Here is a 22,995-nt window from a genome sequence, read left to right as displayed (position 1 = left end):
TCAACAAATTAATGGGTCCTGACCCTAGTCGGCGAAATTGGTTTCTTTGCAGGGCTGCCCCGTACGGCCACTGTCCTTGCAGCGCGCGATTCGATCGTCCTTGAAATCTGTCGTAATCATTTCGAGAAGGCGGCCGAGGCTTTGCCGAACCTGAGAGAGGCGGTCACAATATCTCTGGCGCGCCGGTTCGCCACGCAATCTGCGATTTTGTCACGTCTCCAGAAACCTGCCAAGATCCGAACGCTTGCCATCATTGCAGCCGGCGGAAGTCGCATCTCACCGGTTTTCATCGGGCACCTACAGCAAGAGTTCGGCGCGGTCACGCGCGCTCAGTTCGTTTCCCGGCTTGACGTCCACGCGAAGTTCGCAGGTCGTCCGATCGACGACCGGCCGGTCCTTAACTGGTTGAACGAACTGGAGGCGCAAGCTGAATTCGTTGTCTACGTCGCCGATGAAGAACCTAATGAATGGACACGAGTCTGCATTCGCCAGGCCGATACCGTCCTGTTGCTAGCGAACGCGTCCTCCTCGCCTCGCTTGAACACGTCCGAGGAATTGGCGCTATCGGTCCATCCACCATCGACCGGTCGGCTTGTCCTAATTCACGACAATCGCTCGGCTGCGGTCTCCGGCACCTCTGCGTGGCTCGATGAGCGTCCCCATGTCGGCCAGCATCATCATATTGCGCTGGAGGACGGGTCTGATATCCAGCGCCTAGTCCGATTTATTTCCTGCAAGGCACGTGGCTTCGTGGCGGCGGGGGGTGGGTCCCTGGGCAGCGCCCATCTGGGCGTCTACAAGGCCTTCGTCGAGGCGGGCGGGCGCTTCGACTATCTCGGCGGGACGAGTTCCGGAGCGGCGATGATGGCCGGCTTCGCAAGAGGGTTGGACGCGGAGCAGATCGACCGCGGCACGCACAACGTATTTGTCAAGAGTCGGGCGTTTCGGCGCCCCACCTTGCCGCGTTTCGCGCTTCTAGATCACAAAGCCTTCGATCGAGCCCTTCGGGAGGAATACGGCGACGTTCTGATCGAAGATCTTTGGCTTCCGTTCTTTGCTCTTTCGACCAATCTGAGCAGCCGTCAGCCCCATGTCCACCGTCGTGGAAAACTCTGGCAAGCCGTTCGGGCATCCGGCTCGCTCCCGGGTGTCCTGCCGCCGTTCTTTACGGCTGACGGCGATATGTTGGTGGACGGCGCCATCATGAACAATTTGCCGCTGGAACAGATGAGGGAACTCAAGACCGGACCCAATGTCATCGTGAGCTTTGGGTCCAGTGGACTGCAAAAATACCACATCGACTATGACCGCATCCCCGGAAGATCGGAACTGGCGGTCGGACTGCTGAACCCTTTCGGCCGTGCCCGCTTGCCGCAGGTTCCGAGCATGCTTCAGGTTATTGCCGCGAGTATGCTGGCACACGGGCCGCAGGACATTACCGTCGGCGACGAGGATGTCTTGGTCTGTCCGCAGGTTTCGAGCACGATCGGCTTCATGGATTGGAGTCGGCATTCCGACTTGTTTTCGGACGCCTACGACCGCACGGCGCAATGGATCGAGGAACGTCTCCGCCAGAACGACTCAGGACTCCGGGCGGTGCTCGGTAACGCACATACTTAGCGCACCACAGCGCGATACCGGCAGCCCGAACATCAAAAGCGCGGCGATGAGCAAATGCACGGCAAGGGGGGCAGGTTCGTCAGGGTGGAAACCGGAAGTTCGACGCGAACCCAACAGAGAGCTCGCCGGCTGTTCACGGCTGCTCTACGCGCTCAGTCCTCGGACAAGCCGGCCAGAGAACTATCAGAAGCGACGCGGGATCAAGGGACGTGCGACGCCGAGTCAGTGGCGATGAGCGGTTTTAATAGGCGGGAAAATGAACCGCCAGAGAAAAGGTTCAACGCGAACATTGACGGCGTCAGCGAACCAGCGCTACGCGCAAGCAGAATTGCCGAAGAGATCGTCGCGGCCGCTTGAAGCCGGTCGCGGCTAACGAGTCCGGCCGGGTCAGTCTGAGACAATTTCGTATTGAAGAAGCTGGGCGTCGCCGAGGGTCGACCTCAGTCCAGGCGAGATGACGCCGGAGCCGAAGAGGAGAATATCCTCGCGCCGTACGAATACTTCATGGCCGGGTCCCATCGACACAAATGTGCCCGACGAGCTTCGCTCGATAAGCCGGGCCTTGCCATTCGAAATGGTGAAGGTCGCGTGGTGCCTTGAGACCCAGGGCCGCTCGACGACAATATTACATTCCGGAGATCGGCCGATCGTCACGAATTCGTTGTTTCGACAGGATTGCACCTGATCTCCATAGCGAATGACCAGATTGATCTGCGGCGGCGGGGCGGAGCGCCTTTCGATAATGGTGCCTCGGCTGGGGATCTGCGTACCGAGCGCCCCATCCTCGCTCCACAGGGTATAGACATCGAAGAGTTCTTGCTTCCCTTTCAAGGCCATTTTGTCGAGGAGCCGTAATGTCTTGCGGCTTCTCGCGGAAAGGGCTTCGAAGAAGCTCTGGCTGATCAGCACCTCCCCGGGGTTCGCCGTGGTGGACAACCTTGCGGTGACATTGACAACGTCGCCGAAGACCGCGCTCCGCGCGCGAATGACCGCCCCGAAATGCAATCCGATCCGGGCGCGCAACGGCCCTTTCGTCAGTTGGCTGCTGATTTGGGAGACGGCCCTCAGCGCGCCCTCCGGCCTCTCGAACAGGCTGAGCACGTCATCGCCCTTCGAGTAAATGAAATCACCGCCGTGCCGGGCGACAATCTCGCGCATCGCGTCGAGGCAATCCGAGACCTGTTGCAGAGCGGCATCGTCGCCGATGCGCTCATAGAGGGGCGTGCTGCCCACGACATCAGCTAAGAGGACTGCGGCTAGAAGTCTTTCCTGATCCATTGATCTCGTTCCCGCCCCGAGAACGCAGCATATATAACACACCAAAGTTGCCTTTGATTTATCTACTTGCGCGCCTGGGGGGCCGGGGCGGTGCTTCGGCGTGATCGTCTTGGACGGACAGGCGTCTGCCTTCACTCATCCCGCCAAATCACGCGCTTTTCCCATCGGATCTGCACTAGGCGCCGGAAGCGGATCGTGTTGGCCTGCTCGCCGGCCGGATGGAATAGCTGCGCGCTCATCCACTCCCGACTTTTGCATTGCTGGCAACGGACCTTATCCCGCACGTCGTCGATCGTGACGTTGCCGATCACCTCCCGCAACTCGAGCGGCTTGTAGTAGCGCGTGACGTTGCAGCGCGCGCAGCGGATGCCCGCCACCTGCCCGGGGTCATGGGCATGCGTCAGGGTCCAGGCGCTGGCTTTAGCCCGGTGGCGGGGCAGCCACAGGATGGACATTTCAGCCCACATGGAAAATGATCATGTTGCCATGCACAACACTGCAGTGCTCTGATCTCGACGAGAAGCCTGAGCGTAGAAGCGGATCAACCGACCTCCGGGTCCAGCGAGCGAGGACGCAAATGGACGCCCCAGAGAATGGGCAATTGCATCGCGACGCGGGCGGGCGACCCCGTCGATCGGCCGGCTGGCTTGCCCGCGCCGCCGTGTTGGCGGCATTCCTGCTCGGCATGGCTTTCAGCAGCACTGCGTTTGCGCAGGACCAGCAGCTACCCGTGGTGACGGCGGCCAAGCCGGTGGTCCGTGAAATCGTCGAAGACGACGAGTTCGTCGGGCGCTTCGAAGCCGTCGACCAGGTCGCCATCCGTTCGCGCGTCAGCGGCTATCTGGACAAGGTCAGCTTCCAGGACGGCGCACTGGTCAACAAGGGCGACCTGCTCTTCACCATCGACCAGCGTCCGTACCAGGCGGCTTATGATGCCGCCAAATCGCAAGTGGACGTCGCCAAGAGTCTGCTCGAGTTCTCCAAGATGCAGCTGGATCGCGCCGACGAACTCGCCAAGACCGGCAATATCTCAACCGCGACGGTCGACGACCGCCGGCGGGAATACCTTTCGGCGCAGGCGCAGATGCAGGGCGCGACGGCTGCGCTGACGACGGCCAGCCTGAACATGGAATTCACCGAGATCAAGGCGCCCTTGTCCGGCCGCATCGACCGCCGGCTGGTGTCGGTCGGCAACCTCGTGCAGCCGGATTCCACCTTGCTGACGACCATCGTTACGCGCGATCCGATCGACTTCTATTTCGACGTCGATGAGCGCCTGTATTTCAGCTACGCCCGGGACGCGAAGGAGCGTGGCGGCAGCATGCAGGAAGGCGCCGGCGGGCTCGAGGTGGTGGTTCGCGTCGCCGACCGCGCGGAGGCGGTATTCAAAGGCAAGCTCGATTTTGCCGAGAACCGGATCGACAACGCGACCGGCACCATGCGGGTGCGTGCAAGGTTTCCCAACGCCGACGGCATTCTCCAGCCAGGCATGTTCGGGCGCATCAACGTGCCGGGGTCGCTGCCGCATAGCGGCGTGCTGGTGCCCGACGAGGCGATCGGCGCCGATCAGGATCGCCGCATCGTGTTCCTGGTGGATCAGGCCGGGATGGTGTCGGCGAAGCCCGTGCGCACCGGCCCGCATCTCGACGGCTACCGGGTGATCCGCGAGGGCCTGACCGGCGACGAGACGATCATCGTCAACGGGCTGATGCACGCCAGGCCCGGCACCAAGGTGAAGGTCGAGATGGTGACGTTGCCGCCCAAGGCCGAGACCGCCGAGTTGCAGCAATGAGGTTCGCACATTTCTTCGTCGACCGTCCGATCTTCGCATCGGTCGTTTCGATCGTCCTGCTGATCCTCGGCGGGATTGCTTATACCCAGCTGCCGGTCGCGCAATATCCCGAGATCGCGCCGCCGACCATTGTCGTTCGCGCGCAGTATCCGGGCGCCGACGCCGAGACGGTCGCAGCGACGGTGGCAACGCCGATCGAGCAAGAGATCAACGGCGTAGAGGGCATGCTCTACATGTCGTCCTATTCGTCTGGCGACGGGGCGATGGCGCTGACCATCACCTTCAAGCTGGGCACCGATCTCGACCGGGCGCAGGTGCTGGTGCAGAACCGCGTGTCGGTCGCCGAGCCGCGCCTGCCCGAAGAAGTCCGCCGCCTCGGCATCACCACCACCAAGAGCTCGCCCGACCTGATGATGGTCGTGCACATGCTGTCGCCCGACAATACCTACGACCAGCTCTACGTCTCGAACTACGCCCGCTCGCGGGTGCGCGACATACTGCTCAGACTCGACGGCATCGGCGACCTTATCATCTTCGGCGAACGCGAATATTCGCTGCGCATCTGGCTCGATCCGGAAAAACTGTCCGCCCTGGGGATGACCTCGGGCGATGTGGTGCAGGCGCTGCGCGACCAGAACGTCCAGGTGTCGGGCGGCTCGATCGGCGCGCCGCCGACCAGCACCGGCACGGCGTTCCAGTACACGGTCACCACGCAAGGCCGCTTCAACGACGCACGCGACTTCCGATACGTGATCGTCAAATCGACCGACGACGGCCGCCTGATCTCGCTGCAGGACGTGGCGCGCATCGAGCTCGGCGCCAAGGATTACGTCACCAACTCCTATCTCAACGGCAAACCGGCGGTGGCGCTCGCCATCTTCCAGCGGCCGGGCACCAATGCGCTCGCCGCAGCCGCGGAGATCCAGGACAAGATGAAGGAGCTTTCCCGCGACTTCCCGAAGGGGTTGAGCTACGACATCGTCTACAATCCGACCGAGTTCGTCGCCGAGTCGATCCAGGAGGTCTACAAGACGATCCTCGAGGCGATGCTGCTGGTCATCATCGTCATCATCGTCTTCCTGCAATCGTGGCGCATGGCGATCGTGCCGATCGTGGCGATCCCCGTGTCGCTAATCGGCACGCTGGCGGTGCTTTACGCCGCCGGCTTCTCGCTCAACATGCTGACGCTGTTCGGCCTCGTTCTGGCAATCGGCATCGTCGTCGACGATGCGATCGTCGTGGTCGAGAACGTCGAGGGCAATATCGCCAGAGGGCTGGCGCCCAACCCGGCGTCGCACCTGACCATGGACGAAGTCGGAACGGCGGTCATCGCGATCTCGCTGGTGCTGATAGCCGTGTTCGTACCGACAGCCTTCATCCCCGGCATTTCTGGGCAGTTCTACCTGCAATTTGCGATCACCATCGCGGTGTCGACGGCGATCTCGGCATTCAATTCGCTGACGCTTTCGCCGGCGCTGGCCGCACTGCTGTTCAAGCCGCACCACGCCGCGGCGGCGCCGCCGCGCTTTTTCCTGGCGCGGTTCGGACGGGCGCTCGCTGACGGCTTCAATCGCGGCTTCGACAGGGTCGCCCATTGGTATTCGAGCATCATCCGCGTGCTGGTCGGCTCGTGGACAACGATCGCCGCCATGCTGGGCGTTTTCGCGGCCCTCATCTACGCCACGGTCTACATGGTGCAGGCGGTGCCGCGCGGTTTCATTCCGTCGCTCGACCAGGGCTATGCGATCGTCGTCGTCCAGTTGCCGGACGGCGCCTCGCTGTCGAGGACCGATGCGGTCATCCAGCAGGCGTCGCAGATCATCCAGAAAACGCCAGGCGTCGACTACGCAGTCGCCTTCGCCGGCTTCTCCGGCGCGACCTTCACCAACGCCAGCAACGCGGGCGTGATCTTCGCCAGGTTCAAGCCGTTTGACGAGCGACTGAAAGCCGGCCAGTCGGCGACCCAGGTCATCGGCAATCTGTTCGGCAGCCTACAAAGCATCAAGGAAGCTTTCATTATCGCATTGCCGCCGCCGCCGATCCGCGGCGTCGGCAATGCCGGCGGCTTCAAGCTGCAGATCCAGGAGCGCAACAGCGCCGACATGCGGCAGATCCTGGCGCTTGCCTACGAAATCGCCGGCAAGGCCAACAAGACGCCGGGGCTGACGGGCGTGTTCACCACGTTCTCAGCGTCGAGCCCGCAATTCTTCCTGGCGATCGATCGCGACAAGGCGCGCATCCTGAACGTGCCGATCCCCAACATCTTCGAGACGCTGTCGATCAATTTGGGCACCGCCTACGTCAACGACTTCAACGCTTTCGGGCGCGTCTACCAGGTGCGGGCGCAGGCCGACCAGGCGTTCCGCCTCGATCGCGCCGACATCTTGAAACTGAAGGTGCGCTCGGCGACCGGCGCGCTGGTTCCGCTCGGCACGTTGATCGAGATCCGCGACGTCACCGGACCGGCGCTGGTCCAGCGCTACAACATGTACGTCTCGGTGCCGCTGCAGGGCAACGCCGCGCCCGGCGTTTCCACGGGCGACGCGCTGGCATTGATGGAAGGGATCACGGCAAAGACGCTGCCGGCCGGTACCTCCTATGAATGGACCGAGCTCGCCTATCAGGAGCGCAACACCGGCAATGCCGCTGTCTATATCTTCGGACTGTCGGTGCTGTTCGTGTTCCTGGCGCTGGCGGCGCAATATGAAAGCTGGGTGCTGCCGTTCGCCATTGTGCTGGTGGTGCCGCTCGGCGTGCTCGCGGCGTTGCTCGGCGTGTCTTTCCGAGGGCTGGACAACAACATCCTCGTGCAGATCGGCCTCATCGTGCTGATCGGGCTTGCCGCCAAGAACGCGATCCTGATCGTCGAATTCGCGCGACAGGCGCAGGAACGCGGCCTGTCGGCCGCCGAGGCTGCCGTCGAAGCCTGCCGGCTCAGGCTGCGGCCGATCCTGATGACCGCCTTCTCGTTCATCCTCGGCGTCGTCCCGCTGATGATCGCAACGGGCCCGGGCGCAGAAATGCGTCAGTCGCTCGGCACCGCGGTGTTCTCCGGCATGCTCGGCGTCACCTTCGTCGGCCTGTTCCTGACGCCGGTGTTCTACGTCACGCTCAGGTCGCTGTTTTCACGGCGCAAGCCCCGTGCCGAGGCCGAGCCTTCGGGGCCGGCAGAGGCGCCATCGGAGACGGCCGCCGAGTAGGTTTACGAATTCGCCGCGTCGGGCGCGGCTTATCACTCCAGAAAATCGGCGCGACGCGCTGCACTCGACCCCAACAAACGATCAGATTGGGGTCAGTTGTCTGCGTCAACATCTTCGTTACTGGCGGACGTGAGACCAATAAGTGATTGGTCAGAAATAAGGGGTTCGAGTCCACGTCCCCTTCAGAAAATGGTATAAAAATCAGCCACTTACGCGGTCGTTTTGGTAGGCCCGGAGGACATATTAAGATCATTGATTTTATTGGCTTTTTCGTGGGCCAAAATCAGAAATCTTCCCGTATCGTTCCGTATGGTTCCGCTATCGACCTCGTCCAGTCCAATTTCACTGGCCTATACGCGCCCTAGAGAAGTCCTGAACTGAAAGTCAGGGACTGCGCCCAGAAACGGACAGCTTTTGATCAGCCCCGGCCAGTTGCGAAAAATCGGATCTGGCCAGCACCCCAGCTATCCTGGCAAAGCTGACAAATGCCTGTCGCGCCTGTTCGGTTGTCATTTGCCCGGCGATTGCGGCGTTGCAGCTCCTCACCGCGCAGCTGTATACCGGTCCCCGACGGGCCTTCGGCCATTGATTCAAGAATATGAGCGCCTCCCGCACCGAGTTGATGTCGTGTCTCACGTCATTGGTCTTAACCTGCACGGGGGCAAGGAAAGCCAGACTGGTCATTGGTTACCTCCCTGCGGTTGCATGGTTGATTCAGCATCCCATGACGGCTCTTTCGTTTGAGGCTGTTGGACGTCATTTGACCATCCTCGCTATCTGCGAGGGCCGGGGCTCGACGAGCCCCGGCCTTCCTTCGCGACCGTCATTTGTTGCCGTTGATTGCAATGCGCTTGGCGTTTGCCTGCGCCTTTTTGGTCTTCGGCAGTGTCACGGTGAGCACACCGTTCTTGAACGTGGCCGCGACCCTGTCGTCTTCAACCTCACGTCCGAGACTGAAGCGCCGCTCAAAACGCCCATAATAGCGTTCGCTGAACTGGCGATCTTTGTCCTCGGTCTCTGCCTTCTTCTCGCCGCGAAGCGTCAGAACACCATCATCCAGCATGACCTCGATGTCGTTCTCCTCAAGGCCTGGGATTTCAGCCGTCACCCGGATTTCCTTATCGGTTTCCGAGAACTCCACGCTTGGCCAAGTGCCGTTGAGAGGGGCCATGCGGCCCAGTACCGAAGGCGTTTCAAAACCGCGAAACACGTCATCGAATAGACGGTTGACATTGCCGTGCAAAGACAGGAACGGATCCATGTCGTCACTGCGATAAATGCTCGGTGCCCGGCTGCCGCCACGGCTCCAGGGAATCAAGTCACGTACGCTCATTTGTCCTACTCCTTTCCGTGTTTTTGGGTCCCGGAACCCACCCACGACAGGACTGGGTCTGCTGCAGGCCGACCGCCAAAGATCAGGCCGCCGCGCTTTCAATGCGCTTGGCCGCCGCCTTCTTGTCGGTCTCGACATTGATCGCGATGCGGCGCGGCTTCATCTCCTCGGGAATTTCTTTCTTGAGGTCGATGATCAGCAGACCGTTTTCGAGCTTTGCCCCGACAATGGTCACATGATCGGCTAGTTCGAAGCGGCGCGCGAACGATCTCAAAGCCAGGCCATGATGGAGGTACTGAACCTCGTCGTTCTCTGTCTTGGCGCCCTCGATCACGAGCATATTTGGCTCATGCGTGATCGTAAGCTCGTCTTCACCGAAACCGGAGACCGCAAAGACAATGCGGTAGGTGTCTTCGCCGAGCTTGGCTATGTCGTAGGGCGGCCAGTTGTCCGCGTTCCGTGGTGGACTGGCGTTTTCGAGCAGGTTGAAAATGCGGTCAAAGCCGATGCTCGACCGGTAGAAGGGGGAAAAGTCCAGGTTCGTTCTCATAACTACATCCTCCTTGGAGCAACATAGATACGAGGGAACGCCAAGAAGCCTGACGCTCCCTGACACATCGGCCCCTTACGTGGCGACCGACAAAGATGAGTTGGGAATCGATTTCCGCGGCGTCAAGAGGGACCGCTAAAGCAGTTTCGCGACCGCCTTCGAATGGCTGTGGCAAGCGCTCCATCGAATCTGCTTCGCCGGTATTTCGAACGGAGGAAAAGGATGACTATGACACGTCAAGACGTTGTTTCGTTCTCGGACGCGTTGACGAGGTGGCGATCGCGCAGATCGCGTCCGGTGCCTCGCTCGAGGAGATAAGAGGCATGGGCGAGCCATGTACGACCGCTGCCGGGAACACGGGTGGCAGCGCTAATCGACCTGATCGAGCCCGACGACGAAGGCGACCTGGCAGATCCGGTCCAAGGGGACCCGGACGAAGCGTGAAGAGGCTGGCAGGTCCTGCCATTCAGGCAGACGCGCTTAATCGTGCGATCCGCTTGGTAAGTTGTCTGTGCTGAAGGCATCTATATGAACAGACAACGACAAGAGGCTCGGCTTTCCCCTCCCCTTGCCCCGGTGGCGCATCGCTTTGATGCTGCGGCGGTGGATTGCCGCAGCAGTGATTCTAGCCCTGACTATCTAAAAGATGGTCTATTTTGCTGATCTTCGGCCCTGTCATCCACCGTGGCGCTGCGGGCAGGTCCTCGATGACGGCGACCCTGCGTGCCCAAGTCGTAAAGGCCTTGTTCGCCGCCTCGACAGACTTCCGGCCATCGTACGCGGAGTAGCATGCATCCGACGCCGCAGCGTGGAGGAGGCCGCGCCTTTCAACCGGCCATTCTTCCAGAAACTCTATCGCATCCATGACACAGCCGATCTTTTGGACAACATGGCCCTCGTCTCTTACGAAAACCGGTTGTTTGAACGTCGCGCTTTCCATAGTGACCTCCCTTCAAACCATGGGGCAACTGAATCCTGCCTCACCGTGCGGGGCTCCCTGCAAACGATGCCGGCGAGCTTGGTGAACGCCATGGCAAACCACGGCGGAAACGGAATTTTCAAAGAACATCGTTTCCATGCGATCCTTCCGCTGTTCAACTCGACATCCGGCAAGCCGCGCTGGAGGCATAAAAAGAGATTGGAAACGCCTCTTTTCAGTTCAAGGGAAGCGGACCCGGCGCCGGCTATTGAATGGTGAAAATGCCGTCCAGGGCATGCCATTCGGAAGGCCGGATCAGGCGGTGATGGGCGACGCGCACGGAATGGAGCGCGCCTTCGAGTTCGCGCTCCCAGTAATTCGGAAACCCTTTGAGAGTCGGGAATTCCGGTGCGAGATCGTATTCCTGCCAAACGTAGAGCTGCAACAGGCTTGGATGGTCGGGGAGATGGTAGTGGATCTCCGCGGTTGTGAGACCGTAGCTCTCCATTTGCAGCCGGAATTCCGTGCTGACCATGCTTCTCTCCTTCCTAGCTGCGTTCAGGCATCAAGGCAATGCAGGCGTTCTCGGGCCCGCCGTTCCTTGAAGTCACAGCCTACCTCGGACCGACTATCGTCCAGTCGGCGAAGTGCATCCATGACGGCGTCAAACGTCACCGGGCTCGCAGCACCCGGTGGCTTTCGCAGCGCAGGCATGGATTCGACGGCGCAAGCATCCGACGCCCATGAGGCAAGAATGGCGCGCTTTTCCTGAGTGTCGAGCGTACGGTCGCCCACCACTTCATCGGGGTGATTAAAGTGCCGCGCCGGAAACAGCAGGCGGTCAAGCGAAGGATCAGAGGCTTCAGGGGCGATCGAGGGGATGTTTTTCGACAAGGTTCGTTCCATCGACAGTCTCCGTTTCCTAACAATCTCCTTGGCATCGTTGGTGTTGCAGTGACCCTTTCGGGACTCCAACCGCAAAAAATTTCGATGAGTTCGGGTCGAATTTCAAGACCTGAAATCGCGCGCCCCAGCGAAAATAGCTTCATGAATTCATGTCCCTAGCACTCTTGAATGCAGAGTGCCAAAATTTTTCCAGCGACACCTTGAAACTCGAAAATTCCAAAACTAGCTCGATATGCGCGCGATGCCTGAAAAAGGGGTCGCGGCGCCCCGCACCGGCCCGATATTCCCGGTCCGGTGTGGAGGAACCTCAAAAATCTGTCTGCCCTGAAGGAGAACGATATGACGTTCCGTCCATTGCATGACCGTATCCTGGTCCGCCGCATCGAAGCCGAGGAGAAGACGGCCGGCGGCATCATCATCCCCGACACCGCCAAGGAGAAGCCGCAGGAGGGCGAGGTGATTGCCGTCGGCCCAGGCGCTCGCGACGAGAGCGGCAAGCTCACGCCTCTCGACGTCAAGATCGGCGATCGCATCCTGTTCGGCAAGTGGTCCGGCACTGAGATCAAGCTCAACGGCGAGGACCTGCTGATCATGAAGGAAAGCGACGTGATGGGCGTGATCGAGCAGACCGCGGCGGTCAAGAAGGCCGCCTGACCGAGGCTCTGGTCCAACCGCAATCCAGGCAATGAGACTGCCTATTGAAGGAGTGATCCGATGGCTGCCAAGGAAGTGAAATTCCATTCCGACGCCCGCGAGCGCATGTTGCGCGGCGTCAACATCCTCGCCGACGCGGTGCGGTGAAGGTGACGCTCGGCCCCAAGGGCCGCAACGTCGTCATCGACAAGTCGTTCGGCGCCCCGCGCATCACCAAGGACGGCGTCACCGTCGCCAAGGAGATCGAGCTTGAGGACAAGTTCGAGAACATGGGCGCGCAGATGGTGCGCGAGGTCGCCTCGAAGACCAGCGATATCGCCGGCGACGGCACCACGACCGCAACCGTTCTTGCGCAGGCGATCGTTCGCGAAGGCGCCAAGGCGGTCGCGTCGGGGATGAACCCGATGGACCTGAAGCGCGGCATCGACAGGGCCGTAGAAGCCGTCGTGGCTGAGCTGAAGACCAATGCCCGCAAGGTGACCAGAAATGACGAGATTGCCCAGGTCGGCACCATCTCGGCCAATGGCGACGCCGAGATCGGCCGGTTCCTGGCCGAGGCGATGCAGAAGGTCGGCAACGAAGGCGTCATCACGGTCGAGGAAGCCAAGACCGCCGAGACCGAGTTGGAAGTCGTCGAAGGCATGCAGTTCGACCGCGGCTATCTCAGCCCGTATTTCATCACCAACCAGGACAAGATGCGCGTCGAGTTGGAAGAGCCCTATGTGCTGATCCACGAGAAGAAACTGTCCAACCTGCAGGCACTGCTTCCGGTGCTGGAGGCCGTGGTGCAGTCGTCCAAACCGCTGCTGATCATCGCCGAGGATGTCGAGGGCGAGGCGTTGGCGACGCTGGTCGTCAACAAGCTGCGCGGTGGCCTTAAAGTCGCCGCCGTCAAGGCGCCCGGCTTCGGCGACCGCCGCAAGGCGATGCTGGAGGATATTGCCATCCTCACCGGCGGCACCGCCATCAGCGAGGATCTCGGGATCAAGCTGGAGAACGTCACGCTGGAAATGCTGGGCCGCGCCAAAAAGGTGGTGGTCGAGAAGGAGAACACCACGATCGTCGACGGCGCCGGCAAGAAGGAGGAGATCCAGGGTCGCGTCACGCAGATCAAGGCGCAGATCGAGGAGACCACCTCCGACTACGACAAGGAAAAGCTGCAGGAGCGTCTGGCCAAGCTCGCCGGCGGCGTCGCGGTGATCCGCGTAGGCGGCTCGACCGAGGTCGAGGTCAAGGAGCGCAAGGACCGCGTCGACGATGCCATGCATGCGACGCGCGCTGCGGTGGAGGAAGGCGTATTGCCAGGTGGCGGCGTGGCGCTTCTGCGTGCGGCCAAGGCACTGGACAACGTGCAGGCCGAGAATGAGGACCAGAAGCACGGTATCGAGATCGTGCGCCGCGCGATCGAAGCGCCGGTGCGGCAGATCGCCGAGAACGCCGGTGCAGAAGGCTCGATCATCGTCGGCAAGCTACGCGAGAAGCCGGAGTTCGGCTGGGGCTGGAACGCACAGACCAACGCGTTTGGCGACCTCTACAACGAGGGCGTCATCGATCCGGTGAAGGTGGTGCGGACCGCGCTCCAGGATGCGGCATCGGTTGCCGGCCTTCTGGTGACTACCGAGGCGATGGTTGCCGAGAAGCCGAAGAAGGAACCCGCGGTTCCGGCAATGCCCGGCGGCATGGACTTCTGACGAGAAACGGCGGTGTCCGCGCCCATGAGGCGCGGGCACCTGACAAATGGATAGAGCCATGAACGTGATGAACTTAACCGTGATCACGCCGCCATCACGCGCGGCCACCGATCTGAACTACGAAGCGGATTTGAAGGTTGCGCTCGACCCGGTGCTGGAAGATTTGCTCGACAGAACCGAGGCTGCGGGTTGGGACCGGCGAAAAGCAGCGTATACGATTATGTTTCTGGCCGCTCGCAAACTCACGGACACCAGACCGAGCCCAGAAATCGCACCTTCAGTGAGTTGATGCCCGCCGCGCCCGGAAGGGCCCGGCGTTCTGACAATCGAACTGGTGCACGCCGGCACGAATTCACGGATCGGACGATGGGGTCCGGTCCACAAGGCAGACCCGATAGCCAGCTGGCCGCGCCGAGAGGAGCAATCTACGTTTCGGGGCCGAAAAAATGACTGTGCGATCGTCAAGTTACATCGGCGTGTTCGCCGCATTCTATCTCGCGCTTACTCCAATGCCGGCTTACCCGGCCGCAGCCGAGCCCGTCGTCAGCACCACCACCCAGCGATCGCTGCCGGACGTCCTTGAACAGGTGACGCCTGCGGTGGTCAACATTGCCGTCACCTCGAATTCGCCTGGGCAAAGCAATCCGCTTTACAACGATCCCTTCTTCCGTCGCTACTTCGATACCCCTGAGGCACAGCCCAGGCTGAGCGCCGGCTCCGGCGTCATTGTGGATGCCGAAAAGGGTCTTATCCTGACCAATCATCACGTCGTCGCCGATGCCGGTGAGATCTCGGTGAGGCTCAAGGATCGCCGCCGTTTCAAAGCAGAACTTGTCGGCAGCGATCAGGCGACCGACATCGCCGTGCTCAGGATCAAGGCAAGCAAGCTCACGGCGCTTCCTTTCGGTGACTCCGATACACTTCGCGTGGGCGACACCGTTGTGGCGATCGGCAATCCATTCGGCCTTGGCCAGACAGTGACGTCAGGGATCGTCAGCGCGCTCGGCCGCAGCGGCATCAACATCGAAGGCTATGAGGATTTTATCCAGACCGATGCCTCGATCAACCCCGGCAATTCCGGCGGGGCGCTTGTAACTGCCGATGGAAAGCTGGTCGGCATAAACACTGCGATCATAGCGCCGGCCGGCGGCAATGTTGGCATTGGCTTTGCCGTTCCGATCGCGATGGTGTCATCGGTGATGAGGCAACTGATCGACCATGGCGAAGTGCGCCGCGGCCGCATCGGCGTTGCTGTACAGGACCTCACGCCAGACCTTGCGGATGCCCTCAAACTTACCGACAATTCGGGCGCCGTCGTCGGCAGCGTCGAAGACGGTTCTCCGGCCGCCAGCGCTGGCCTCCAAGCCGGCGATGTGATTGTCAGCGTCGATAACCACCCGATCTCCGGCTCGGCTGATCTGAGAAACCGCATCGGTCTGACACCGGTCGGATCGGATGTGGCCGTCGAATATCTGCGCGATGGCGCCCGCAAGAGCGTGACCATTCGTATCGCGCCGGAGAACGCGGCGGCCTCCGCGCCCGCGCTAGCGGATCGTCTGCAAGGCGCGCAGTTCCAGGATGCGGCCGGCAATGTGGTTGTCTCGCGCGTCGAGGAGGACAGCGCCGCCGCCCGGGCGGGCTTGCGCGCCGGCGACGTCATCGTTGCGATCAACCGCAAGTCAGTGTCCACAGTGGCCGAACTGAAAGCTGCGTTGCGCGAGACAAGCGGGACGATCGCCCTGGATCTGTTTCGCGGTGGGGTAAAGTTGTTCCTAGTGGTTCGCTAGCAGCGCCAGAGCACTTAAAACCGTTCATCGACTGGGAGAAGGAGATGAGGAATTCTGTTCGATGGATCCTTGCCGCGGGAGCGGCCATAGCTGCGGCATTTGCGCCGGTTCCGGCATTCACGCAGGCACAACCGGCAACGGCGCCAAGTCATGAATTGACGGGTTTCTGGCTGACGACGCCCCATCCGGAACTGGCGATCCCACCGGGCAAAACCGAAACAATTCCGCTTACCTTGCGCAACGCGAACCTGCCACCGCAACGCGCTGAACTGGACGTTTCGGGCGTTCAGTTCGCTGGCTCACTGCGAGCGCCGCAAGCCCGGCCACTCTACTTGAAACCGAGTCTGGCTCCTCCACTTTTAGAGCGTGCCAATTTCGCGAACGTGGAAGCGCCAGGGCATGAGCCTGCTGACCACAGACAATTCAACAGCGCAAATCGCCCTGCTGGAGCCGAGCGTCTTCCTCTTCGTTTTCAGATGAAGGGAGATGGAAATGGCAAAGGTTGTTTGTGTCCTCTATGACGATCCGGTCGACGGATATCCGACCACCTATGCGCGGGGCGGCCTCCCGAAGCTCAAGCGCTATCCGGGCGGCCAGACGCTTCCCGCGCCGAAGGCGATCGATTTCCAGCCGGGCGCCCTACTCGGCAGCGTGTCCGGCGAACTGGGCCTACGGAAATTCCTCGAAAGCAACGGCCACAGCTTGGTGGTGACCTCGGACAAGGATGGTCCCGACAGCGTGTTCGAACGTGAGCTCTTGGATGCCGAGATCGTCATTTCGCAGCCTTTCTGGCCTGCCTATTTGACCGCGGAACGCATCGCCAAGGCAAACAGGCTGAAGCTCGCAATCACGGCCGGCATCGGGTCCGACCACGTTGACCTACAGGCCGCGATGGACCGCAACGTCACGGTTGCGGAGGTAACCTATTGCAACTCGATCAGCGTGTCCGAACATGTGGTCATGATGATCCTCAGCCTCGTGCGGAACTACATCCCTTCCTACCAGTGGGTCGTGAAAGGCGGCTGGAACATCGCCGACTGCGTCGCACGTTCCTATGATGTCGAGGGGATGGAGATCGGTACAGTCGGTGCCGGGCGGATCGGCAGCGCGGTGCTGCGCCGCTTGAAGCCATTCGACGTCAAGCTGCACTATACCGATCGCCACCGGCTTCCCGAGGCGGTCGAAAAGGAACTCGGTGTCACATTCCACAAGACGGCGGCGGAAATGGTGCCTATCTGCGATGTCGTTACCATCAACGCGCCGCTGCATCCGGAGACGGAAAACCTCTTCGACGACAAGATGATCGCCAGGATGAAGCTCGGCGCTTATCTGGTGAACACCGCACGCGGCAAGATCTGCAATCGGGACGCGGTTGCCCGCGCTCTCGAGACCGGGCAGCTTGCAGGCTATGCCGGCGACGTCTGGTTCCCGCAGCCTCCGCCTAAAGACCATCCCTGGCGGTCGATGCCGCATCACGGCATGACGCCGCACATCTCTGGATCATCGCTGTCCGCCCAGGCGCGTTATGCCGCCGGCACTCGCGAGATTTTGGAATGCTGGTTCGAAGGCAAGCCAATCCGCGAGGAATATCTGATCGTCGCCGGCGGCAAGCTCGCCGGCGCCGGCGCGCACGCCTACACCGCAGGAGATGCGACGCGCGGGTCTGAAGAGGCCGCAAGTTTCAAGACCTGAACGCGGCCGGCGATTCCGGACGCCCTCCGGACGGCCGCACAGCTGCGGGGTGCGTGGTTGGTGTCTCTCGGACTTCGGTGGTGCATTCGCCCGATGGCCTGCATCGCCGCAACGCCCGAATGGTGTCCGGGCGGGCCGCGTGAAATCATTAGGAGCAGAAACTGGCGGTGGAGCCTGAACGAAGATCACCGACACCGTTGCGGTGTTCAAAGGGCTTGGCCAGGCTAGTGGCGAAAATCCGACGCTTTGGTACCCGAAATCGTCACAGCACATGGCGCAGGCGCCGACCTTTAGCATTAGGGCCCACTCTGATGCTCCGGCACACGTGACGGCGGATGCCATCGACCAATTGCAGGTACTGGCGTAAGCATGCCGTGGCGACGGATTCTGTCTCGTGCGCTAACCTTGATTTGCGGACTGGATGCAGCCCAGAGCGTCAAGCCGAGAGCTTGATGCTCCAGTTCTCAGTTTCATCCTCTTTGGTGAGCCACCACATCGAAAATCACCGATTCCTAAGGCTGTCCCGGAAACATGGCCGGGACAAAAAGAGAGAACTGCTCGCGCCAGCCTGCTGGTAGCAAACTAATTCGCCCGTGAACACGCAGTTTTGGCACGAAGCGGAGGACTGGGTCGGGTTGGAAAGTGGAGGCTCGGGGAAGCACTCCGGCGGTGGCTGTGCCGTTTCTTTCTGGTGGCGTGCGCTGGCCTGGCGATACAGGAACATCGGATCTCGGCCCATTCTGATCGATGCCTGTGCCGGAGGAGCCCTGATCGGCACGCGATCTGAAATCTGTCCTGCGAGTTTTGACCAGGCGACGTGATCCGGAACGACGTCGACCGCTGCGCGCACCGTCAGCCGAAGCACCGGGCGAAGCGACCTCGGCACCAGCGGAGGCTTGTTCATTATGTCAAGGAACTGGAATACGGTCAGCGACCGCTCGAGTGTCGGTCTGGTCTTGGTGCAGGACGTTCCACTCGACATTTGGGACGTAGGGTGCGCCGACTGCTGCAACGAGCGCCCGGGTCCCAACCGCCTGTCGAGGGCAACCGATTCGTCGGAGCGACGATATCTCGGCACAGCGCCCTGTGCTAGACTCTGAGGCGGGAGAAACGGCGGGTCGCGCCGAGCAGCCCGCACGCCTTCCTTTCAAGGGAGGATGAAATGGCCCACTATGTGCTGCTTGCCGACTTCACGGATCAGGGTGCCAAGGCAGCCAAGGACACCGTGAAGCGGTCTGAGGCATTTCGGCAAATGGCGGAGAAGAGCGGAGTGAAGGTGCAGGCGCTCTTCTGGACGCTTGGCCAGTACGACGTGGTCGCGGTCGCCGAGGCGCCTGATGATAACACTGCCACGGCGCTGAGCCTTTCACTCGCGTCGCTCGGCAATGTCCGCACTCAGACATTGAGAGCGTTCGATGCCGAGGAAATGAAGAAGATCATTGCAAAGATGGTCTGAACCATCGTCATCGGATCGCGCCGGTCCGCGCAAGCGGGGCATGACGGGCCGGCGCGGCCCCTCCGCTGTGCCTAGAGCACGAAGAACCCAATCGTTGCCAGTGCCATGGCTGCCACCGTCAGCCCTCCGCCCAGCACCATCCACCAGGGCGCTGTCAGCCGACCCATGATGCGCGGGCTCCTGACCATCATCACCATCATTGCCGTCAGTGGCGTGGCGAGGATGCCGTTGATGACAGCGCTCCAGTGGAGGGCGCGGATCGGATCGAGCGCGGTGAAGCTGAGAGCGATGCTGCCGAGGGTCGCTGCGGCAATCGTAGCATAGAAAGCCTTGGCCTCGCGCGGGCGCCGATCGAGGCCCTCCGGCCAGCGGAACATCTCCGCCACGGCATAGGCGGCCGAGCCCGCGATCTGCGGACTTCGCGCCTTCGGCACGCCGACGAAAGCTCTCTGTGGCCTGAAATGTCCGATCTCGCTTGACCCGTGGGCTCCTACCGCCCTAGCGGTTGTAGACGACATACGCCAACGAAAGATGAGGCCCAGATGAGAGCCCTGCGCGTTCTTTCAGATGCCTTCATCCCCGAACTCCCGAACCACTACAGAGGCAAGGTCCGCGAGAATTACGATCTGCCGGACGGCCGCCGGATCATCATCGCTACTGATCGCCTGAGTGCCTTCGATGTCATCTTGACCGCGATTCCGTTCAAGGGAGAGCTTCTGACCCAGATGGCTCGCTACTGGTTCGAAGAAACCGCCGACATCTGCCCGAACCATGTGCTCGACTATCCGGACCCCAATGTCGTCGTCGGTACCCGGCTCGACATTCTGCCGGTCGAAATCGTCGTTCGCGGCTATCTCGCCGGCACCACCAGCACATCGATCCTGACGAAATACAAGAGCGGCGAACGCGACATGTACGATATCCGCCTACCGGAGGGACTTCGCGATAATGAGAAACTTCCCGAGGCGATCATCACACCGACCAGTAAGGCTCTCGATGGTGGCCATGACCAACCGTTGTCCCCAACCGAAGTCCTCGCGCAGGGCCTGTTGACGGAAGAACAATGGAACGTTGTCTCCCGCTATGCGCTGTCGCTGTTCGCGCGCGGCCAGGCGCGCGCCGCCGAACGCGGTTTGATCCTTGTCGACACGAAATACGAGCTCGGCACGGATAAGGACGGGACGATCGTTCTTGCCGATGAAATCCATACGCCTGACAGCAGCCGCTACTGGCTTGCAGAAAGCTACGAGGAGAGTTTCAAAAAAGGCGAGCGGCCGCGCAGCTTTGACAAAGATTTCATCCGCGCCTGGGTGACGGCGCGCTGCGATCCTTACAAGGACCCGATTCCGGAAATCCCAGCCGAGCTCATCGAGCAGACGTCGCGAGTCTATATACAAGCCTACGAAGCCATCACCGGGAAAGTCTTCGTCCCCGATCCTTCCGGCGCGACGGTGCTGGACCGCATTCGGAAGAATCTGGAGCCTTACTTCCGATGATGGTGCGACGATCGCCATGCGTGAGGCCGCGCCGCCAGTCTGACCCGCCCACAATGAGCATACCCGTCGTGACGGGACTTCCGCTTTGGGTCGGATCGCGACCTTCGCTGCGTCCAAGGCAATGTCCGGAGTTGGCGCGACCTGCTCGTTCTGGCAGATGAGCCAACGGCACCTTTCCCCCCACCCATTGCTGCCCTTCCTGGGCCGTTTCTCCTTCCCGAAACCCGACGTCGAGCGCAACCAGCGCTCCTGACCCTATGCAGACCTCAAGCGCACTGAGGCGATGGTCTGCTTCGGGACCCAAAGATAACCCTAGGTCGGCAACCACCGCGGCGTCGCCCCGGCTTCGGCCGCTGACGAAGGGGCCGTCACGGTCTTATCGCCGATCAACCGTATTAGATGGTGAGATCGAGCACCTTCTGCCAGCGTGGATCGTTGTGAAGCGGGTCGAAATCGGAGTCGTGCAGAACCCAAGCCTTCATTTCATGGTTGGCCCGCGGCATCACCCTTTCGAGCAAGTCGAACGCCCGATCGCAATCGCCAAGCATGCAATAAAAGCAAGCAAGGTTGTATTGGGTCAGGACGTCATCGGGATCGATGGCCTGCGCGCGCGCCGCCCACTCCTTTGCCCGATCGAACTCTCCCAATCCTAAGAGTGCGTTGGCGCCGAGATAGGCGGGCCGGGCATTTTCAGGGTTCCTCGCCAGTTGCCGCTCCGCGCGCTCGATGGCTCTGCGAGCCGTCTCCAATCTGTCGACATATCGCCCGAGCGAGCGATAGACCTGCATGAGCAACATCGATGACTGATAGTCATTGGGGTCGATCTCGGCCGCGCGCTCCCAGTGAGTGGCGGCCGTCTCCAGCTTACCCTGTGCGAAGCAGCAGCGGGCGTAGAAGTAATGTGCTTCGAACAGATTGGGATTGCCTGCGATCGCCCGTTCAAACGCCGTTTCGGCCTCCTTGTAGCGTTGGCCGACCGCCAAGGCGAGTCCGCGGGAGGCGTGCGCTTCGGCCAGACCGCTGTCGATCTCGAGCGCCCTCGCAGCGTTGGCGAGGATGCCCTCGAGCGAAACCTCCTCGCTATAGTCGAGAAAGAGGAACGAGTCGCAATCGGCGGTACCGGCATAGGCGCGCGCATAGAGCGGGTCGAGTTCGATCGCCATGGCGAACATTCGCCTGGCCAGCCTGTAATATGATTTCGAACCGCGGTGGAAAAACTCCCGCCCCCTGAGATAGTAAGTATAGGCCTCGACATTCTCAGTCGGCGCCAGCTCGATCGCCTCTTTTTCTTCCGGCAGCAGCTTGACCTTCAGCTGGTCGACGATGGTGTGAGTGATCTCGTCCTGGATCGCAAAAATATCGGTCAGATCGCGATCGTAGCGGTCAGCCCAGACATGCCCACCATCCGCACCATCGATGAGCTGTCCGGTGACGCGCACGCGCGACCCAACCTTGCGCACGCTACCCTCCAGAACAAATCTGACGCCGAGTTCCTGTGCTGCCTGCTGTACCCTGATAGGCTTGCCCTTGTAAGTGAACACCGTGTTGCGGGCGATGACGTGCAGCCCCGAGATCTTCGACAGGTCGGTGATGATGTCCTCGGTGATGCCGTCGGAAAAGTATTCCTGCTCGGGGTCGCCGCTCATGTTGTTGAAGGGAAGGACGGCGATCGACGGCTTTTCCTTCGCCGGCCCCGACTTGGGTTGCGCAGCGCCGCTCGTCACACGTGGCGGCGGAGCGGCCTGGAAGAGGTTGACGTTGTAGACCCTGACCGGCCGCTCGATGTTCTTGAGCGCCTGCTCGCCGGTGTCCTCGAACGTCAGATCGAGCCGGTTGCCGACATTGTCGCGGACCGACCCGGATACTGCGACGCCGCCCGGCCTGGCGATGCTTTCGATGCGCGCCGCGATGTTGACGCCGTCGCCATAGATGTCGTTGTCCTCGAAGATGATGTCGCCGAGATGGATGCCGATGCGGAACTCGATGCGACGGTCCTCCGCCACTTCGACGTTGCGCTCGCGCATCTTGCGCTGGATCTCCGTGGCACAGGCAACGGCGTTCACCACGCTCGGGAACTCGACAAGCATTCCGTCGCCGGTGAGCTTGACGATGCGGCCCTGGTGCTCGGCGATCTTGGCGTCGGCCATCTCGCGCCGATGCGTCTTAAGAGCCGACAGCGTACCAGCCTCATCCAGCCCCATGAGGCGGCTGTAGCCAACCACATCGGCGGCGAGGATCGCAGTAAGCCGGCGCTCCATGAGGAAATCCGGATTTTCAGAGAAGCCTAAGGTATCAGGTTCAGCGGTTCGTGCCATATCTAAATCCCGCTGGCGCGCCGCCCTGGGTATCACCAGAGGATTTGTGGTTCGGAAACGGTTCGATTAACCGAACCTGCGCCTCCGCGGGAACCGCTTGGCTCTTTTGGCAGGCCGACCGCGCCTGCGTCCAAAACTGATGTCCGGAATTGGCAGCGCTAAACCGACGTTGGCGCCACGATCTGTGCAGGTCCGCAATGGCGCAACCTTGCCCTACAGTTTCACTGTCGGCGACGACTGCTCTTGGGCAGTGGAAAAGGTGTCCTCAACGGCCGACATTGTGAAGGGTTACGGATGCCGGCCCTC

20 protein-coding genes and 1 pseudogene are annotated in these 22,995 nt (G+C 61.2%); 11 read left to right on the top strand and 10 right to left on the bottom strand.

Annotated elements, in window-relative coordinates:
• The first annotated feature begins 141 nt into the window (after positions 1 to 141).
• Entirely contained in the window at positions 142 to 1,620 is a 1,479-nt protein-coding gene (locus DH10_RS28740) for a patatin-like phospholipase family protein (RefSeq protein ID WP_192385607.1), read from the top strand.
• Between the two features lie 387 nt (positions 1,621 to 2,007).
• Here DH10_RS28740 and DH10_RS28735 read toward each other — a convergent pair whose 3' ends face one another.
• Entirely contained in the window at positions 2,008 to 2,898 is an 891-nt protein-coding gene (locus tag DH10_RS28735; protein ID WP_192385606.1) for an adenylate/guanylate cyclase domain-containing protein, read from the bottom strand.
• 131 nt (positions 2,899 to 3,029) lie between these two features.
• Positions 3,030 to 3,353 carry a hypothetical protein gene (locus tag DH10_RS28730; RefSeq protein ID WP_192254712.1) on the bottom strand — a complete coding sequence of 108 codons (324 nt, stop codon included), beginning with the start codon at positions 3,351 to 3,353 and terminating at the stop codon, positions 3,030 to 3,032.
• Positions 3,354 to 3,583: 230 nt separating this feature from the next.
• Between DH10_RS28730 and DH10_RS28725 the strand changes: the two genes are divergently transcribed.
• Complete coding sequence (locus DH10_RS28725; RefSeq protein ID WP_192254738.1) at positions 3,584 to 4,690, top strand: efflux RND transporter periplasmic adaptor subunit; 1,107 nt, start codon at positions 3,584 to 3,586, stop codon at positions 4,688 to 4,690.
• Positions 4,687 to 7,890, top strand: a complete 3,204-nt coding sequence (locus tag DH10_RS28720; protein ID WP_192385605.1) for an efflux RND transporter permease subunit — start codon at positions 4,687 to 4,689, stop codon at positions 7,888 to 7,890. Before DH10_RS28725 ends, DH10_RS28720 begins: the two co-directional genes overlap by 4 nt.
• Positions 7,891 to 8,274: 384 nt before the next feature.
• On the opposite strand, the gene DH10_RS28715 is transcribed toward DH10_RS28720, so the two are convergent.
• The 4 genes from DH10_RS28715 to DH10_RS28700 form a co-directional block, all read right to left on the bottom strand.
• Complete coding sequence (locus tag DH10_RS28715) at positions 8,275 to 8,574, bottom strand: DUF982 domain-containing protein (RefSeq protein WP_192254716.1); 300 nt, start codon at positions 8,572 to 8,574, stop codon at positions 8,275 to 8,277.
• A gap of 139 nt (positions 8,575 to 8,713) precedes the next feature.
• Positions 8,714 to 9,223: an Hsp20/alpha crystallin family protein gene (locus DH10_RS28710; RefSeq protein WP_192385604.1), complete on the bottom strand. Its 510-nt coding sequence runs from the start codon at positions 9,221 to 9,223 to the stop codon at positions 8,714 to 8,716.
• Between the two features lie 82 nt (positions 9,224 to 9,305).
• Entirely contained in the window at positions 9,306 to 9,773 is a 468-nt protein-coding gene (locus tag DH10_RS28705) for an Hsp20 family protein (protein ID WP_192254740.1), read from the bottom strand.
• A gap of 625 nt (positions 9,774 to 10,398) precedes the next feature.
• Entirely contained in the window at positions 10,399 to 10,638 is a 240-nt protein-coding gene (locus DH10_RS28700; RefSeq protein ID WP_246811661.1) for a DUF982 domain-containing protein, read from the bottom strand.
• Between DH10_RS28700 and DH10_RS37320 the strand changes: the two genes are divergently transcribed.
• Positions 10,582 to 10,971: a hypothetical protein gene (locus DH10_RS37320; protein WP_246506431.1), complete on the top strand. Its 390-nt coding sequence runs from the start codon at positions 10,582 to 10,584 to the stop codon at positions 10,969 to 10,971. The genes DH10_RS28700 and DH10_RS37320 overlap by 57 nt on opposite strands.
• On the opposite strand, the gene DH10_RS28690 is transcribed toward DH10_RS37320, so the two are convergent.
• Positions 10,958 to 11,227, bottom strand: a complete 270-nt coding sequence (locus tag DH10_RS28690; protein ID WP_192254724.1) for an usg protein — start codon at positions 11,225 to 11,227, stop codon at positions 10,958 to 10,960. The two genes, DH10_RS37320 and DH10_RS28690, sit on opposite strands and share 14 nt — an antisense overlap.
• A 23-nt stretch (positions 11,228 to 11,250) precedes the next feature.
• Positions 11,251 to 11,598 carry a hypothetical protein gene (locus DH10_RS28685; RefSeq protein WP_192385602.1) on the bottom strand — a complete coding sequence of 116 codons (348 nt, stop codon included), beginning with the start codon at positions 11,596 to 11,598 and terminating at the stop codon, positions 11,251 to 11,253.
• A gap of 339 nt (positions 11,599 to 11,937) precedes the next feature.
• On the opposite strand from DH10_RS28685, the gene groES reads away from it, so the two are divergent.
• The 6 genes and pseudogenes from groES (at position 11,938) to DH10_RS28655 (ending at position 18,878) form a co-directional block, all read left to right on the top strand.
• Positions 11,938 to 12,252 carry a co-chaperone GroES gene (gene groES, locus DH10_RS28680; protein ID WP_183462102.1) on the top strand — a complete coding sequence of 105 codons (315 nt, stop codon included), beginning with the start codon at positions 11,938 to 11,940 and terminating at the stop codon, positions 12,250 to 12,252.
• A gap of 60 nt (positions 12,253 to 12,312) precedes the next feature.
• A pseudogene (gene groL / locus DH10_RS28675) lies at positions 12,313 to 13,943 on the top strand (chaperonin GroEL).
• 58 nt (positions 13,944 to 14,001) lie between these two features.
• The gene (locus DH10_RS28670; RefSeq protein ID WP_192254728.1) at positions 14,002 to 14,232 is read left to right on the top strand and encodes a hypothetical protein; all 231 of its coding nucleotides are present in this window, start codon (positions 14,002 to 14,004) and stop codon (positions 14,230 to 14,232) included.
• 157 nt (positions 14,233 to 14,389) lie between these two features.
• A complete protein-coding gene (locus tag DH10_RS28665) occupies positions 14,390 to 15,730 on the top strand; it encodes a Do family serine endopeptidase (RefSeq protein WP_192385601.1) in 1,341 nt (446 codons plus the stop codon).
• 492 nt (positions 15,731 to 16,222) lie between these two features.
• On the top strand, positions 16,223 to 17,422 hold the full coding sequence (locus DH10_RS28660) for an NAD-dependent formate dehydrogenase (RefSeq protein WP_192254732.1): 1,200 nt from the start codon (positions 16,223 to 16,225) through the stop codon (positions 17,420 to 17,422).
• A gap of 1,162 nt (positions 17,423 to 18,584) precedes the next feature.
• Entirely contained in the window at positions 18,585 to 18,878 is a 294-nt protein-coding gene (locus tag DH10_RS28655; RefSeq protein ID WP_192254734.1) for a GYD domain-containing protein, read from the top strand.
• Positions 18,879 to 18,949: 71 nt separating this feature from the next.
• Here DH10_RS28655 and DH10_RS28650 read toward each other — a convergent pair whose 3' ends face one another.
• Positions 18,950 to 19,312: a divalent metal cation transporter gene (locus tag DH10_RS28650; protein WP_343221633.1), complete on the bottom strand. Its 363-nt coding sequence runs from the start codon at positions 19,310 to 19,312 to the stop codon at positions 18,950 to 18,952.
• A gap of 117 nt (positions 19,313 to 19,429) precedes the next feature.
• Here DH10_RS28650 and DH10_RS28645 point away from each other — a divergent pair, with 117 nt between their 5' ends.
• Positions 19,430 to 20,374: a phosphoribosylaminoimidazolesuccinocarboxamide synthase gene (locus tag DH10_RS28645; RefSeq protein ID WP_192254744.1), complete on the top strand. Its 945-nt coding sequence runs from the start codon at positions 19,430 to 19,432 to the stop codon at positions 20,372 to 20,374.
• Between the two features lie 395 nt (positions 20,375 to 20,769).
• On the opposite strand, the gene DH10_RS28640 is transcribed toward DH10_RS28645, so the two are convergent.
• Positions 20,770 to 22,632 (bottom strand): adenylate/guanylate cyclase domain-containing protein, encoded by a 1,863-nt coding sequence (locus DH10_RS28640; protein ID WP_192385599.1) that lies wholly within the window; start codon positions 22,630 to 22,632, stop codon positions 20,770 to 20,772.
• Positions 22,633 to 22,995 lie beyond the last annotated feature (363 nt).

It is taken from the genome of Mesorhizobium silamurunense (assembly GCF_014843825.1).
In the GTDB taxonomy this organism is placed as follows: domain Bacteria; phylum Pseudomonadota; class Alphaproteobacteria; order Rhizobiales; family Rhizobiaceae; genus Mesorhizobium; species Mesorhizobium silamurunense.
The sequence above is the reverse complement of the archived record's forward strand: the minus strand, read 5'-3'. Positions and strand labels throughout refer to the sequence as shown.

Coding starts and splice junctions, on each gene's coding strand:
- DH10_RS28665 (WP_192385601.1), top strand. CDS start 14,390: ATGACTGTGCGATCGTCAAGTTACATCGGCGTGTTCGCCGCATTCTAT.
- DH10_RS28720 (WP_192385605.1), top strand. CDS start 4,687: ATGAGGTTCGCACATTTCTTCGTCGACCGTCCGATCTTCGCATCGGTC.
- DH10_RS28735 (WP_192385606.1), bottom strand. CDS start 2,898: ATGGATCAGGAAAGACTTCTAGCCGCAGTCCTCTTAGCTGATGTCGTG.
- DH10_RS28670 (WP_192254728.1), top strand. CDS start 14,002: ATGAACGTGATGAACTTAACCGTGATCACGCCGCCATCACGCGCGGCC.
- DH10_RS28730 (WP_192254712.1), bottom strand. CDS start 3,353: ATGTCCATCCTGTGGCTGCCCCGCCACCGGGCTAAAGCCAGCGCCTGG.
- DH10_RS28705 (WP_192254740.1), bottom strand. CDS start 9,773: ATGAGAACGAACCTGGACTTTTCCCCCTTCTACCGGTCGAGCATCGGC.
- DH10_RS28655 (WP_192254734.1), top strand. CDS start 18,585: ATGGCCCACTATGTGCTGCTTGCCGACTTCACGGATCAGGGTGCCAAG.
- DH10_RS28690 (WP_192254724.1), bottom strand. CDS start 11,227: ATGGTCAGCACGGAATTCCGGCTGCAAATGGAGAGCTACGGTCTCACA.
- groES (WP_183462102.1), top strand. CDS start 11,938: ATGACGTTCCGTCCATTGCATGACCGTATCCTGGTCCGCCGCATCGAA.
- DH10_RS28660 (WP_192254732.1), top strand. CDS start 16,223: ATGGCAAAGGTTGTTTGTGTCCTCTATGACGATCCGGTCGACGGATAT.
- DH10_RS28700 (WP_246811661.1), bottom strand. CDS start 10,638: ATGGATGCGATAGAGTTTCTGGAAGAATGGCCGGTTGAAAGGCGCGGC.
- DH10_RS28715 (WP_192254716.1), bottom strand. CDS start 8,574: ATGACCAGTCTGGCTTTCCTTGCCCCCGTGCAGGTTAAGACCAATGAC.
- DH10_RS28685 (WP_192385602.1), bottom strand. CDS start 11,598: ATGGAACGAACCTTGTCGAAAAACATCCCCTCGATCGCCCCTGAAGCC.
- DH10_RS28640 (WP_192385599.1), bottom strand. CDS start 22,632: ATGGAGCGCCGGCTTACTGCGATCCTCGCCGCCGATGTGGTTGGCTAC.
- DH10_RS28725 (WP_192254738.1), top strand. CDS start 3,584: ATGGCTTTCAGCAGCACTGCGTTTGCGCAGGACCAGCAGCTACCCGTG.
- DH10_RS28710 (WP_192385604.1), bottom strand. CDS start 9,223: ATGAGCGTACGTGACTTGATTCCCTGGAGCCGTGGCGGCAGCCGGGCA.